Source organism: Sphingomonas sp. RS6 (genome assembly GCF_054489705.1).
In genome coordinates this window covers 16,343-29,504 of the sequence record NZ_JBTMWM010000010.1, presented here as the reverse complement: position 1 = coordinate 29,504, position 13,162 = coordinate 16,343, and the positions used below count along the sequence as shown (strand labels likewise).

The following is a 13,162-nucleotide window of genomic DNA, read 5'->3' as shown; positions in this document are numbered from 1 at the left end:
GCGGCGCCTTTATTCTTCACCCATCCTGAGGGCAGCGATGAAGGCTTCCTGCGGGATCTGCACGCTGCCATATTCGCGCATCCGCTTCTTGCCTTCCTTCTGCTTCTCCAGCAGCTTGCGCTTGCGGCTGGCGTCGCCGCCATAGCATTTCGCGGTCACGTCTTTGCGCAGCGCGGCGATCGTCTCGCGGGCGATCACCTTGCCGCCGATCGCGGCCTGGATCGGGATCTTGAACAGGTGGCGCGGGATCAGATCCTTGAGGCGCTCGCACATGCCGCGGCCGCGGCTCTCGGCGGTCGAGCGGTGGACGATCATGCTCAGCGCGTCGACCGGCTCGTTGTTGACGAGGATGCTCATCTTGACCAGGTCGCCCGCGCGGTGGCCGATCTGCTCATAGTCGAAGCTGGCATAGCCGCGGCTGATCGACTTGAGGCGATCGTAGAAGTCGAACACCACTTCGTTGAGCGGCAGCTCATAGGTCACCTGGGCGCGCCCGCCGACATAGGTGAGGTTCTTCTGGATGCCGCGGCGATCCTGGCAGAGCTTCAGGATCGGCCCGAGATATTCGTCGGGCACATAGATCACGGCCTGGATCCACGGCTCCTCGATCTCCTCGATCCGGTTGGGATCGGGCATGTCGGCCGGGTTGTGAAGCTCAAGCACCTTCGCCTCGGCCTCGCCCGCGGCCTTGGTCAGCAGCATCTTGTAAACGACGCTCGGCGCGGTGGTGATGAGGTCGAGATCATATTCGCGCATCAGCCGCTCCTGGATGATCTCCAGGTGCAGCAGCCCGAGGAAGCCGCAGCGGAAGCCGAAGCCCAATGCGGCCGAGGTCTCCATTTCGAAGCTGAACGATGCGTCGTTGAGGCGCAGCTTGGAGATGCTCTCGCGCAGCTTTTCGAAGTCGGCGGCGTCAACCGGGAACAGACCGCAGAACACCACCGGCTGGACTTCCTTGAAGCCTTCCAGCGCCTGTGCCGCAGGGCGCTTGGCATCGGTCAGCGTGTCGCCGACGCGCGCCTGCGCCACTTCCTTGATCTGCGCGGTAATAAAGCCGATCTCGCCGGGGCCGAGGTCGGGCAACTGCTCGATCTTCGGGCGGAACGCACCGACACGGTCGACCAGATGGGTGGTGCCCGCCTGCATAAACTTGACCTGCTGGCCCTTCTTGATCGTGCCGTCGATCACCCGAACCAGAATGACGACGCCGAGATACGGGTCGTACCAGCTGTCGACCAGCATTGCCTTCAGCGGCGCTTCGGGATCACCCTTCGGCGCCGGAATCCGCTCGACGATCGCATCGAGGATCTCGTCGATGCCGATGCCGGATTTGGCGCTGGCCAGCACCGCGTTCGATGCGTCGATGCCGATGATCTCCTCGATCTCGTTGCGCACCTTTTCGGGCTCAGCGCTCGGCAGGTCGATCTTGTTGATGACCGGAATGATCTCGTGGTCGTGCTCGATCGACTGATAAACATTGGCGAGCGTCTGCGCCTCCACGCCCTGTGCCGCGTCGACCACCAGCAGCGCGCCCTCGCAGGCGGCGAGGCTGCGGCTCACCTCATAGGCGAAGTCGACATGGCCTGGCGTGTCCATCAGGTTAAGGACGTGGCCCTTCCATTCCAGGCGCACGGTCTGCGCCTTGATGGTGATGCCGCGCTCCTTCTCGATGTCCATGTTGTCGAGCACCTGGGCGGACATCTCACGCTCGGTCAGCCCCCCGGTACGCTGGATGAGCCGGTCGGCGAGCGTCGATTTCCCATGGTCGATATGGGCGATGATCGAAAAGTTGCGGATCTTGGAAAGGTCGGTGGCCATAATCGGCGCGCGTTAGCAGTTTGCCCGCAAAAGCCAAAGCGTCTGATGCATCGCGTCGCATCATCGTCGCATCGTTTCTATCCCGTCGCAAACGGCTTTGCTATGTCCGCCCGCGCCCGGCTTGACCGTGGCAGGGCATGGGGCGGTGCAAAGCCAGGCAAATAGCCGTGCTGTCCGCGGGTGCCGTGTTGAAAAAGGGAGGTTGGTTTCGATGAAGATTCGGATGTTCGGCGCGATCGGCGCGCTGGCGCTATGCGCGGTGGCGATGCCGGCAGCAGCCCAGACCGCGATGTCGTCGGGGCGGCAGGACAGCAAGGGCACAACGAAGGGCGCCTCCTCCGGCCGCAAGGCGCAGGAACGCGGCATGCGCGAGATTCCGCGTTGCACCAAGAAGCTCGGCACGATTTCGATCGTCGAGCCCGAGAACCAGTGGTGGCGCGAACTCAACCTCGGCAGCCCCGAGGCGATCATCAAGGTGTTCGTGCAGCAATCCGGCTGCTTCAGCCTCGTGAACCGCGGCCGTTCGCTCCAGAGCCGGGCGATGGAGCGGGCGATGGCCGATCAGGGCGAACTTCAGGCCGGATCGCGCATGGGCAAGGGCCAGGTGAAGGCGGCAGACTTCTTCCTTGAACCCGATATCGTCTCGAGCAACCGCAATTCGGGGGGCGGCGGCATCGGCGGTGCGCTGGGCGGGCTGATCGGCGGACGACTCGGTGCGGTCGTCGGTGGCGTCAACGTCAAGAAGAAGGAAGCCAACGTCACGCTCAGCGTCGTCGATGCACGCACGACCGAGGAGTCGGTGGTCGAAGGCTATGCACGCAAGACCGATATCGGCTGGGGCGGCGGTGGCGGCGCTGGCTGGTGGGGCGGGTTCGCCGCGGCAGGCGCCAGCGGCTACCAGAACACCGAGATCGGCCAGGTGATCGTGCTCGCCTATCTCGATGCCTATATCAAGCTCGTACAGGAACTGGGCGGTCTGCCCGCTGGCGAGTATTGATAAGCGGCGCGGGGGGCGGCGAACGCTCCCCGCGCTTTCTATGCCTCGACGTCCTGCTCGGCACAGGCCTGGTCGATCGCCGCGATGGCGCGGGCCAGACGCTGATCCCCATCGCCGGACACCATCGCCCAGCGGACACCGCGACGTTCCAATTCGGCTTTCGACAGGTCGAAGAAGCGCTGGCGCAGCGCCGCCGTACCGAACAGCCGCGTTCCATCGGCAACCCACGGCAGGTCGATGTCGAACAGCAGATACAGGCCGGCGGTGTTGGTCCAGTCGTCGAACCACGGATCGCGCGTCCCGAACAGCATTTCCGCCCACACCGCCGTCATCAGCGGATCGGTGTCGAGGATCAGCGGATCGGCGCCGTTCGCCAGCATCATCCGGCAGCCGGCATCGTGCGTCCGGGCGATCTCCACCAGATCGCGCATCGTGAAGTCGATGCCGCGCGCTTCTGCATATTCGCGGCCATATTCGTCGAGCACCTCGCCGCCATAATGCGCCGCCAGCCGCGCGGCGATGCTGGTTTTGCCCGTGCTTTCGGGGCCGTGCAGGCAGATGGTGCGAGGCTTCATGTCCGGGCACGACTCCAATCGATGGCGCCCCATATCGAAAGCGCGAGGAACAGGCAGTAAAGGCCGGTGGTCGGCCAGAGCCCCTTGATTGCAAACAGCGGAATCGCGAGCAGGTCCACCAAAATCCACAGCACCCAGCATTCCCAGGCGCGACGCGACTGAAGTATTTGCGCAGCGACGCTCAGCACGGCGATGGTGCCGTCCCACCACGGAAAGGCGGCATCGGTGAAGCGGTGCATCAGCGCGCCCCACGCGATCGCCGCGAGCGCACACCCGGTCGCCCATCCGGCGCGAGCAGGCAGCGCCAGCCGTTCGACGATCACCGCCCCTTCGGCCATGCGCGAGCGCCGCCAGTTCCACCAGCCATAAAGGTTGACGGCGAAATAGAAGGGCTGAAGCAGCGCATCGCTATACAGCTTCGCCTCAAAGAACACCCAGCCATAGAGCGAGACCATCGCCAGCGCGAACGGATAGTTCCACAGGCTTCGGCGCACGACCAGCGCGACGTTCACGATGCCCAACAGGCTGGCGACGGCTTCGATCGGGCTCACGCTGGCGGCTTAGCAAGCGCGGCGACGCACGGTCGAGCCCCTGCCCGCCAGCGCGCCGCACCAGGTTGGAACGCGCGATCAAAAATATTTACGTCCGGCGGCAAACGAAGCGCTCGCGGCGCTTGACGGCTGGCCGCAGCCACCCTTATAGGCGCGCCTCCAAGCTCAAGCCGGTCTGCTCCCGAAAGCAATGTAGACCGGACTCCGTCGGGGAGTAGCTCAGCCTGGTAGAGCACTGCCTTCGGGAGGCAGGGGCCGGAGGTTCGAATCCTCTCTCCCCGACCACTTTCTTGTTGCCGCGCGATCGCTGATATCCCGGTTCGCACCCGGCCTCGCGCTGCGGCAGTCACACGGGAGCCATTTGCCGTGTCCAGTTCCACCCCAGCCACGCGGATGCTCGAAGCGGCGGCGGTGCCGTTCACCGTTCATCGCTATATCTATGATTCCGCTGCCGAGAATATCGGCCTCCACGCCGCCGCAACGCTGGGCGCCTCACCTGCGCAACTGCTCAAGACGCTGATGGCGCTGGTCGACGGCAAGCCTGCGCTCGCGCTGGTTCCCGCCGATCGCCAGCTCGCGACGAAACGGCTGGCGGCGGCGCTCGGCGGCAAGTCTGCCGAGCTGATGGCCGCGCACGATGCCGAACGGGTCTCGGGGTACAAGATCGGCGGCATCAGCCCGTTCGGGCAGAAGCGGCGGCTGCCGGTCGTAATCGAGGCGCTGGCGATGCAACAGCCGCTGATCTACCTCAATGGCGGCCAGCGGGGATTGCAGGTGCGGCTGGCGCCCGGCGATGCGGCGCGGCTGCTTGATGCGCGCGTGGCAACGATCATTGCCTGAGCGCCGATGCCGCCTGCCGGCTAACGGTACCGCGCCTCGCGTGAACCTTCACGAAGCAGCGTGGTCACATGATCGAGGATCGACGGGCGGCCCTTCGGCCCCTTGACGACGGCGGCGTTGACATAGGCGTGGACCTTGGCGCGCAGGCGCTGCTCGGCGCGCAGCCGCATCCATTCGCCCGCCGTGTCGCGCGGCACGCGGCCGACGCGCGCCTCCCCCACCGGCAATCCGCCCGCGGCGGTCCGCATCAGGCCGGACAGCGCCGTGCCCCCCGCAGCCGCCCAGTCCTGCACCTCTTCGAACATGTCGCGCACCAGGTTGGTCTCGGGGGCGATCGGCCGCCAAAGCACCTCGTGATCGGAAACCGCCGCCAGCGCGCGGTTCGCCTCGTCGATTACCCGCCGCGCGAGCGGCTCGGCCACCTCGCGCACCACCGGCGCGACGCGGGTCGCGACGAAGCGCGTCTGATCGATCAGCCCATCCTGCCAATTGGCCTGCGACAGCGTCGCATCCAGCGTCTCGATCAGATCCGCCGCCGCCTGGTTGAGCACCGCCCGCGCCAGCCGGACATGGGCGTCGCGCCACGCATTGATCTCACCCCAGCGGAAAATGCGTAGCAATTGCAGGAACCTCGTTGCGCCAGAATCTCACCATCGCCGGTGCAGCAAAGGGCGAGGAAAGCAGAATAGCCGCAGCTCGACAAGCGATCAGGAGGACGGGCTGCCCTCCAGTGACGGCGCACCGGGAGGTACCGCGGCGTTGCGCCAGCGCTCCACCGGCACCACGTCCATTCGCCCGTCGGGCAGCCGCCGGCGCTGGATCAGCGTTGCTTCCTGCTGGCTGGTCGAGCCGATCGTCGCGCGCGTCCGCACCCAGAAATGCGTCGAGCGGAACGACGTGCCCCAGGGCAGCGTCACATTCTGGTCGGACAGATCCTTCAGCGTCAGGAAGCCCTGGCGGGCACGCACCGCCACCAGCCGCGACGCGACAAGCGGATCCTTGAACAGGATGCGCAGCAGATCGGGGACGGCCGAGTTAAGGTTGATCGTTGACGGACCGGGCAAGGCCGTAACGAGTTGCTCCAGACGGTCGGCAACCTTCGGCTCGATGCCGGCAAGCCGCAACGGACGCAGGTCGGTAATCGGCCCCTCCAGCCGGACATACTGGATCGCCGCCACCACCTGTTCGGGCGGCATGCCGATATCGTTGGCGATCTCCTGAAGCAGCACCACCGCCCCTGCCTCGCCGGTGCGCACCGAATTGATGTTGAAGCGGCCTTCGGCGTCGGCGATCGCCAGATCGAACGTGCCGCCTTCGATCGGTGCGCCATTTTCCGCCAACCTGGCCCAGGGTTCACCGGCATGATCGACCTCCGGGGCGGTCTCCGCATCCCGGCGGAGCGCCACCAGCGCGGACAGTTCGCCGCCGCGCACGATCGCCTGCGCCCGCGCCGCCTCGCGCATCCGCAGGCCGCGGTCGAGCGCCAGTTCCTCGCGGTCGATCATCAGCAACACCAGCCCGCTGGCGATCGCAACGAACATCAGCACGTTGACGAGGATCATCCCGCTTTCGCCGTCGCGCGGAGGATGGGAGCGGCTCATTCCGGCTCGTCCTGCTTGGCGCGGCTTGGCAGCGTCACCACCCGTCGCAGCGTGACCGGCGAGCCGCCCGGCCCCGCAGTTTCGAGGTCGAGCGCCACGGCACGCGGCCAGCGGGCCTTTTCCGTTTCGCTGGTGTCGCGTGGCCAGCGATCGACCCAGCCGCCGTCCCAGAAGCGCCAGCGCGCGCGCACCACCGCGGGCAACAGCAATTGCGGCGCGGGCGCGGCACGGACCAGCGTGCCGCCGACAACGGCATAGCGAACCGGCACCGCGACACCGCCCGTGCCCGGCGCGCTGCGCGTGAACGACAGCCGGTTGCCGCCGCCTTCGATCGGTCCTGCCGCGATCTGGTCGAGGTCGCTGGTCAGCACGAACATCGTCCGCTGGAGCGCAGCAAGGCGATCGAGTCGCCCTTCTGTCCGGCCGTTGACGTTGATGATGCCATCGACGAGCGCCAGGCCCGCCACCGCGATCAGCGCGAACAGCCCCAGCGAAATCATCAGTTCGATCAGCGTGAAGCCGGACTCCCCGGCTTCGGCAGTGCGTTTCACGAACCCGAACTCACCGCCACCGCACGATAGCCTTCCCGGCTCGCGACGACGATAGCGAAGTCGCGCGCCACTGATCCGTCGGTACGAAACCGCACCGGGCCGGTGACACCATGAAAGCCCTTGGCGTCGACCAGCCCCTGCATGTCGAGCGCGTCGGCGCCGCGCAGCGTGTTGGCGACGCCCGCCGCGTCGTAGGCGAGCGCGGTGATCGTGCCGGGGTCGCCGCCGTTACGAGCTTCGAATGCCTGGGCAAAGGTGGCGAACGCGGCCGGGTCCGGGCATGCGAGCCAGGCCCCGTCGAGCGCCTCGAGCGCCTGTGGCCGCGAATCGAGCCCCTGGATCGTGCCGAGCAACTGGACGCCGCTGTCCTTCAGCGCACGCGCTGCCGCCAACACCGGCTCGCCGCTGCCAGGCAGCAGCACGGCATCGGTCGCGTCGCCGGCATCGGGCAGCGGCTGGCCGGGGCGGACCTGCACGACGCGCAGGCGCAGGCCGATCTCGCTCTCCATCCGGCCCGCCTCGATCGCGGCGGCGGCGCTCCACGGCGTCCCGTCGTCGATCATCAGCACCGATCGCACACCCCGGCTCCGCGCATAGCGCAGGATGGCGCTCGTCACCTGCCCCGCAGTGATGCCGAAGATCCACAGCCCCGGCTGGCGAAGCACCGAATCGTTGCTGAAGGCGATCACCGGCACCCGCCCGGCAACCGTGCTGCCCACCGCCGGCACTTCCTCGGCGCCGAGCGGCCCGAGGATCATCGCAGGGTGGCGCCGCAACGCCTCGCCGGCCGCGCGCGCCGCGCCGGCCGACGTGCCGCCGGTATCGAAACTCAGCACGAAGGCGCTGTTTTCCGCGAGCAAAGCCGCCTGCCGCATGCTACGGCCGAGCGCCGCTCGCGACCCCGTGAGCGGCAGCAACAGGGCGATGGGGCGCTTGTCCTTCTTGTCGCCCGCGAATGCGAACGAGGGAAACGAGAGCGATGCCGCCGATGCGACGAGGCCCGATGGCAGCAACCGCAACAGGGACCGCCGGTCCATTGCCGACTCCGGATTCAGGGGGTGGGGCACGGCGGCGTCTTATCGTCTTCGCTCTGCTCGGCATAGGGGCCTATGCGATCGCGATGGTGACGACGATGCCGGCCAGCGTGCTCGTCCGCAATGTGCCGTGGCGAACGGGCGTCGCCGGCACGATCTGGAACGGCGAAGTCGGCGTGGCGGGGGGCAGCAAGCTCGAATGGCATCTGGCGCCGCTGCGCTCGCTGACCAGCCTCGGCTTCGCGGCCGACTGGCACGCCACCGGCCCCGACACCGATCTGGGCGGCCGGGCGCTCATCCATCTCGGCGGCCGCGCAGTACTCGATCATGTCAGCGGTGCCGCCGATTCGAGCCTCCTCCAGGCGATCCAGCCCGATCTGCCCTTCACTTGCGCGCTGACGATGCAGGTGGAGATGGCCCGGATCGCGGTCGGCGGCGGTGCCCGCATGCTCGACGGCAAGGTCAGGACCGATCCGGGCAGTTGCCGCACCAAACCGAATGGCGCGGCGCAGTCGGTGCCGGCGCTGCTCTTCACGGCGGAGCATGTCGGCGCACGCACGGCGATGCGGATTACCCCGGCAACGCAGCGCCGCCAGACGCTCTTCGACGCGGTGCTGAGCGAGGACGGGACGCTGGACCTGGGGCTGACGGCAGACGGTGCCCGCACCCTCCCCTTTATCGGGCTGCCCGGCGGCGCCCGCATTCAGGGAAAGCTCTGAGAGGGTCAGGTGCCGACCAAATTGTTGAGGTTGATGATCGGCAGCAGGATCGCGAGCACCATCAGCAGCACCAGCCCGCCCATCACCAGCAGCACCAGCGGCTCGACCAGCGCAACCAGCGTGGCGACCAGCGCGTCGAGTTCACGCTCAAGCTCGCCCGAAGCGCGGCCGAGCGCAGGCGCGAGCCTGCCCGAGCTTTCGCCCGACGCGACGATCGCGACCAGCATCGAGGGGAAGACCTCCGCCTCCTGCATCGCTGCGCGCAGGCTGATGCCTTCGCGCACGCGCGTGCCGACCGCGAACGCCTTTTCGCGGACGAAATGGTTGGGCGTCACCGCCGCCGCAGCGTGCAGCGCCTCGACCAGCGGCACCGCGCTGCCGACCAGCGTGGCAAGGCTGCCCGCGAACCGGGCGGCGTTCAACTGGCGGCTGAAACGACGAAACGGCCTCCGCTCCGCAAAGAACCGATGGACCCGCAATCGATTGGCGGGCACCCGCATCCACCGCCCGAAGCCGACCGCGCCGAGGCCGATCGCGATCAGCAGATAGACGCCGAAATGCTGGAGGAACGCGCTGATCGCGATCAACGCGCGCGTCAGCAGCGGCAGATCGGCGCCGCGCGAAACGAACACCTTCACGATGTCCGGCACGACATAGACCATCAGCAGCACCATCATGCCGAATGACACCAACGCCAGCAGTGCGGGGTACAGCAGCGCCAGCTGAAGTTTCTGGCCATTGGCCTGACGATTTTCGACGAATTCGGCGAGGTGGTTAAGCACGTCGGGCAGCTTGCCCGAGGCTTCGCCGGCTGCCACCGAGGCGCGGTAGAATTCGGGAAACGCCCTTGGGTGCTGCGCCAGCGCGGCGGCGAAGCTGCGCCCGTCGAGGATCGCGCCGCGCACCTCGAGCAACAGCGAACTCACCGCCGGCTGCTCGGATTGCGCTGCGACGAGCCGAAGCGACTCCTCGATCGCGATGTCGGCGCCGACCAGCGTGGCGATCTGGCGCGTGACGGTGGCGAGCGCGCGGGCACTGACGCCGCCGCGGCCAAAACGCGGCAGGGTGATCGATCCGATGGTGCGGCCGCGTTCGGCGGCGGGCTCGACCGAAAGCGGCAGCAACGCCTGTTCGCGCAGCATCGCCCGCGCGGCGGCGGCGCTGGAAGCTTCAATCACGCCCTTCTTGGCGGCGCCGGTGCGATCCGCAGCACGATAGGCAAAGGCGGGCACTTACATTCCTCCCCGGCACGGGGAGGGAAACCGCGCGGCGAAGCCGCGGGGTGGACGGGGCTCCCGACAAGCGGTTCGGGTGAGGATACCCCCCTCCACCATGCTGCGCATGGTCCCCCTCCCCGTGCCGGGGAGGATCAGGGGCCCCCTCACGCTTCGTCCCTCACGACCCGGGCGACTTCCTCCACCGTCGTCACCCCGGCGCGCAGCTTGGCCACACCGTCGTCGAGCAGGCTCGGATTGTCCGCCCGCGCGTGGCGTTCGATCTCGGCCTCGCTCGCGCCGTCATGAATCAGCTTCTGGAATGCCTCGTCGACTGCGACGACCTCGTAAAGCCCGGCGCGTCCGCGATAGCCCTCGCCGTGGCACTGGTCGCAGCCGACGGCCCGCCACACCGGCGTCCCCACCGGCAGCGCGCCGCCGAGCAGCACCGAATCCGCCTCGTTCGCTACATCTTGCTGCCGGCAGTTCGGGCAGAGCCGCCGCACCAGCCGCTGCGCGCACAGCCCGACCACCATCGGCGCCAGCAGGTAACGCTCGACGCCCATGTCGATCAGCCGCGTCACCGATCCGACGGCGGTGTTGGTGTGCAGCGTCGAGAGCACGAAATGCCCGGTCATCGCCGATCGCACCGCCACCTGCGCGGTTTCCTGATCGCGGATCTCGCCAACCATGATGACGTCGGGATCCTGGCGCAGGATCGCGCGCAGGCCACGGGCGAAGGTCATGTCGGTGCGCGGGTTCACCTGCGTCTGGGCGACGCCGGCCAGCTCATATTCGATCGGATCCTCGACCGTCATCACGTTGCGCTTGCGGTCGTTGAGCCGGGTCAGCGCGGTGTAAAGCGTCGTCGTCTTGCCCGAGCCGGTCGGACCGGTGACGAGCAGGATGCCGTGCGGCCGTTCGAGCAGCCGGCCGAACACCGCCTGGTCGCGCTCGCTCATCCCCAGCCCGGCAAGGTCGAGCTTGAGCGATCCCTTTTCCAGCAATCGCATCACCACCCGCTCGCCATGCTGGGTCGGGATGGTCGAAACGCGCGCGTCGACGTCATGCCCGCCGATGCGCAGCGTGACGCGGCCGTCCTGCGGCACGCGCCGTTCGGCGATGTCGAGCTTGGCCATCACCTTGATGCGGCTCACCAGCAGCGGCGCCAGCGCGCGCGGCGGCTCGATCATGTCGCGCAGCACGCCGTCGACGCGGAACCGCACGACGAGCCGCTTCTCCTGCGTCTCGATATGGACGTCCGACGCGCCTTCCTTCACCGCTTCGAGCAGCAGCGCGTTGATGAGGCGGATCACCGGCGCATCGTCGCGCGTGTCGAGCAGATCGTCGACGCTTGCCGCACTGTCGGCAAGTGCGGCCAGGTCCATGCCGTCCAGATCGATGTCCGCCGCAGCACCCCCGGCCCCGCCATAGGCCTCGCCGAGCGCGGTATCGAATGCCGCGCCCTCAAGCGCGATGAAGCGGGCGCCGGGCGCCAGCCGCTGCACCTCGATCAGGCCGTCCAGACCGGCATCGCTGCGGTGCAGGCACTCGATCCCCGCCGGCGTCGCGCGGATCAGCACGCCGTGGCGGCGAGCAAAGCCATAGGGCAGCGTCGGCACCTCAGCCAGCGTCTCGGGCAGCGTCACTGGCCGAACTCCACCATCGCACCGACCCGGCCGGGCGCGCCGCGCCGCTCGATCGAGACGCGCCGGACGCGAAGATCGCTCGTCGCTGCCACATCGTTCAGCCAGGCGAGCAGCGAGTCATAGCTTGCATCCGCCACCGTCGCCCGCACGCCGCCGGCGACGGGCGTGGTGGCGATCGCCACGCCGAACGCCGCGGCAGACTGGGTGGCGATCGTCGCGGGATCGCCGGTTCGCCGCTGGACGCGCGGACCGCCCAGCGTCCCGGCGGCACGGGTGCGCGCGATCAATGTGTCGTAGGTGCGGATGTCGGCCAGCGCGGCGGCACGCGCGGCCTGGATCGGCTTGATCACGCCATAGACGAGCACGACGCCCGCGAGCAGCGCCCCCAGCACCGCCAGCCAGAGCCGCTCGCGCGGGCTGCGCGCCTGCCACCAGTCGGCGGTGCGGGTGATGCCGGCGTCGAGCGTCGGCAGTTGGCTTCGAATCATATCCCTCATGCCGCGCTCGCCGTAATGCGGATGGCGCCGTCGGGCGATGCCGTCGCGTTGCCCGATATGCGGGCGGCGCGCAGCGCGGCGCCGATCCGCTCGGCAAGCCCGGCGTCGCCCGGCGCGAGATCGAGCGTCAGCACATTGCCCTCGAACCGCAGCGCGCGCACCGCAACGCCCCCCGAAACCGGCCCCAGCGCTGCGGAAACACGAACGAGCAGCGGCATGAACCGGTCGGGCGGCCCACCCGATCCCTGCGGCAGCAGGCCGGTCACCGCGCCCACCAGATCGCCCGACAGGTCCGCGCCGGGCGCTGCGAGCGACACGATCGCCCGCGTCTGCTCGGCGCGCTGGTCGGCGATCCGGCGTAGCATCACCGTGTCCGCCCCGGCGATCGCGACATGCGCGGCCGCACCGGCCGCGACGATCCAGCCGAGCCGCCGCCAGCCGCTCGAAATCCCCGCCCGCGTCCGCACCGCGAATTCGTCCTGGCGCAGGTCTAACTCAGCGGCGGCCAGCGCGGCCCGCCCCCCCGGCTGCCGCGTATCGGACGCAGCAGCAACGCTCTGCATGTCGTCCGCCAGTGGCTCGCCATGATTGTAGATGCGCGGACGTCCGGCCGCTTCCCATGCCGCCCGGAGCAGCGCCGCCGGCACCGCAAAGCCCGTGCCGTCGGCGGCGAGCACCAGCGCCCGGCCTTGACGCACCGCCACCGCCCAGCCTTCGCCCGGACGCGGCAGCAGCAGCGCATCGGGCACCATCGCCGCATCGCCCAGCCCCTGAGCCTGGGCAAGCGCAACCCATTCGGCCATTGTCTCGCGCCGCACCACGCCGACTAGATAGCGATTCGGCGCGTCCTGCGGATCGATGCGCGTGCCCAGCGCCAGATGCACCGAATCAAGCGGATCGGCGATCCGGTCCTCGATCGCGAATGGCAGTGCCGCACGCCGTTTGGCGCGGCTCGGCAACGGCAGGTCGACGGCGAGCATCCGCACCCGTTCGCTCGGCACGACGACAGTTGCGGGGCCGTCCGCGTCGATTATGATCAGCCGGTCGCCCGCCAGCGTCCACACGCCCGCGGCGCGCGGCATCGGCATCTCGTGCGTTTGGGAGCCATTTGTCATA

The 13,162-nt window shown here is 68.3% G+C and carries 14 protein-coding genes and 1 tRNA gene; 4 read left to right on the top strand and 11 right to left on the bottom strand.

Annotated features, from left to right (window positions below):
* Window positions 1-9 precede the first annotated feature (9 nt).
* On the bottom strand, window positions 10-1,818 hold the full coding sequence (gene lepA, locus ACX40Y_RS15480; RefSeq protein ID WP_459120465.1) for a translation elongation factor 4: 1,809 nt from the start codon (window positions 1,816-1,818) through the stop codon (window positions 10-12).
* A 211-nt stretch (window positions 1,819-2,029) separates the two neighbouring features.
* On the opposite strand from lepA, the gene ACX40Y_RS15475 reads away from it, so the two are divergent.
* Window positions 2,030-2,815 (top strand): CsgG/HfaB family protein, encoded by a 786-nt coding sequence (locus tag ACX40Y_RS15475; RefSeq protein ID WP_459120464.1) that lies wholly within the window; start codon window positions 2,030-2,032, stop codon window positions 2,813-2,815.
* A 38-nt stretch (window positions 2,816-2,853) separates the two neighbouring features.
* Here ACX40Y_RS15475 and ACX40Y_RS15470 read toward each other — a convergent pair whose 3' ends face one another.
* Together ACX40Y_RS15470 and pnuC are read right to left on the bottom strand one after the other, a co-directional pair.
* Window positions 2,854-3,390, bottom strand: coding sequence for an AAA family ATPase (locus tag ACX40Y_RS15470; RefSeq protein WP_459120463.1), 537 nt, complete (start codon window positions 3,388-3,390; stop codon window positions 2,854-2,856).
* A complete protein-coding gene (gene pnuC / locus ACX40Y_RS15465; protein WP_459120462.1) occupies window positions 3,387-3,941 on the bottom strand; it encodes a nicotinamide riboside transporter PnuC in 555 nt (184 codons plus the stop codon). The genes ACX40Y_RS15470 and pnuC overlap by 4 nt, the downstream gene beginning before the upstream one ends.
* A gap of 208 nt (window positions 3,942-4,149) precedes the next feature.
* Here pnuC and ACX40Y_RS15460 point away from each other — a divergent pair.
* Window positions 4,150-4,226 (top strand) — tRNA-Pro (locus tag ACX40Y_RS15460).
* 81 nt (window positions 4,227-4,307) lie between these two features.
* Window positions 4,308-4,781, top strand: coding sequence for a Cys-tRNA(Pro) deacylase (ybaK, locus tag ACX40Y_RS15455; protein ID WP_459120461.1), 474 nt, complete (start codon window positions 4,308-4,310; stop codon window positions 4,779-4,781).
* Between the two features lie 20 nt (window positions 4,782-4,801).
* Here ybaK and ACX40Y_RS15450 read toward each other — a convergent pair whose 3' ends face one another.
* From ACX40Y_RS15450 to ACX40Y_RS15435, 4 genes are all read right to left on the bottom strand, one after another.
* Complete coding sequence (locus ACX40Y_RS15450) at window positions 4,802-5,401, bottom strand: hypothetical protein (RefSeq protein WP_459120460.1); 600 nt, start codon at window positions 5,399-5,401, stop codon at window positions 4,802-4,804.
* 87 nt (window positions 5,402-5,488) lie between these two features.
* Complete coding sequence (locus tag ACX40Y_RS15445; protein WP_459120459.1) at window positions 5,489-6,382, bottom strand: type II secretion system minor pseudopilin; 894 nt, start codon at window positions 6,380-6,382, stop codon at window positions 5,489-5,491.
* Window positions 6,379-6,933: a type II secretion system protein GspJ gene (locus tag ACX40Y_RS15440; RefSeq protein ID WP_459120458.1), complete on the bottom strand. Its 555-nt coding sequence runs from the start codon at window positions 6,931-6,933 to the stop codon at window positions 6,379-6,381. The genes ACX40Y_RS15445 and ACX40Y_RS15440 overlap by 4 nt, the downstream gene beginning before the upstream one ends.
* Window positions 6,930-7,970, bottom strand: a complete 1,041-nt coding sequence (locus ACX40Y_RS15435) for an ABC transporter substrate-binding protein (protein ID WP_459120457.1) — start codon at window positions 7,968-7,970, stop codon at window positions 6,930-6,932. The genes ACX40Y_RS15440 and ACX40Y_RS15435 overlap by 4 nt, the downstream gene beginning before the upstream one ends.
* Window positions 7,971-8,053: 83 nt before the next feature.
* Between ACX40Y_RS15435 and ACX40Y_RS15430 the strand changes: the two genes are divergently transcribed.
* A complete protein-coding gene (locus ACX40Y_RS15430; protein ID WP_459120456.1) occupies window positions 8,054-8,686 on the top strand; it encodes a hypothetical protein in 633 nt (210 codons plus the stop codon).
* Window positions 8,687-8,691: 5 nt separating this feature from the next.
* On the opposite strand, the gene ACX40Y_RS15425 is transcribed toward ACX40Y_RS15430, so the two are convergent.
* The 4 genes from ACX40Y_RS15425 to gspL all read right to left on the bottom strand — a co-directional run bounded on the left by ACX40Y_RS15425 (window position 8,692) and on the right by gspL (window position 13,128).
* The gene (locus ACX40Y_RS15425; RefSeq protein ID WP_459120455.1) at window positions 8,692-9,918 is read right to left on the bottom strand and encodes a type II secretion system F family protein; all 1,227 of its coding nucleotides are present in this window, start codon (window positions 9,916-9,918) and stop codon (window positions 8,692-8,694) included.
* Window positions 9,919-10,067: 149 nt separating this feature from the next.
* Window positions 10,068-11,543: a type II secretion system ATPase GspE gene (gene gspE / locus ACX40Y_RS15420; protein ID WP_459120572.1), complete on the bottom strand. Its 1,476-nt coding sequence runs from the start codon at window positions 11,541-11,543 to the stop codon at window positions 10,068-10,070.
* Between the two features lie 2 nt (window positions 11,544-11,545).
* Entirely contained in the window at window positions 11,546-12,037 is a 492-nt protein-coding gene (locus tag ACX40Y_RS15415; RefSeq protein ID WP_459120454.1) for a type II secretion system protein M, read from the bottom strand.
* A 5-nt stretch (window positions 12,038-12,042) separates the two neighbouring features.
* Window positions 12,043-13,128: a type II secretion system protein GspL gene (gspL, locus tag ACX40Y_RS15410; RefSeq protein ID WP_459120453.1), complete on the bottom strand. Its 1,086-nt coding sequence runs from the start codon at window positions 13,126-13,128 to the stop codon at window positions 12,043-12,045.
* Window positions 13,129-13,162 lie beyond the last annotated feature (34 nt).